Raw genomic sequence first — 390 nt, 5'->3', positions numbered from 1 at the left:
GGCAGACCGACTGCTTAGCAACAACAAACTCCTGGCTGAAATGCCTTGCATCTACGCATTGATGACCAGAGCCATTCTGGCAAACAGTAAGCACCCCATCATCCTGGTGGACTGGAGCAATGCCGATACTAAGAAGCAGAACCACATTTTACGAGCCAGCCTCGCCTTGGAAGGTCGCTCACTGACCTTGCTACAAATGGTCGCACCCACCGATGATTACAACAGTCCACGGGTACACAGGCAGTTTCTGAAGCGCCTGAAACTCATGCTTCCTGACGACTGTAAGCCAGTGATTGTCACCGATGCAGGCTTTAAAGTCCCGTGGTTCAAAGAAGTACGCAAGCACGGGTGGCACTTTATCGGCCGGGTTCGCGGCAATCAGCATGTGAA

General features: G+C 52.3%; 1 protein-coding gene. It reads left to right on the top strand.

Annotation, left to right across the window (positions count from 1 at the left end; translation table 11 throughout):
* Positions 1–390, top strand: a 390-nt coding sequence (locus QWF21_RS18130) for a transposase (protein WP_330089436.1), incomplete at both ends; no start/stop codon positions are given.

It is taken from the genome of Alkalimonas mucilaginosa (assembly GCF_036327005.1).
Taxonomy (GTDB): domain Bacteria; phylum Pseudomonadota; class Gammaproteobacteria; order Enterobacterales; family Alteromonadaceae; genus Alkalimonas; species Alkalimonas mucilaginosa.
Note: the sequence above shows the minus strand (reverse complement) of the source record. Positions and strands in the feature narration are given on the sequence as shown.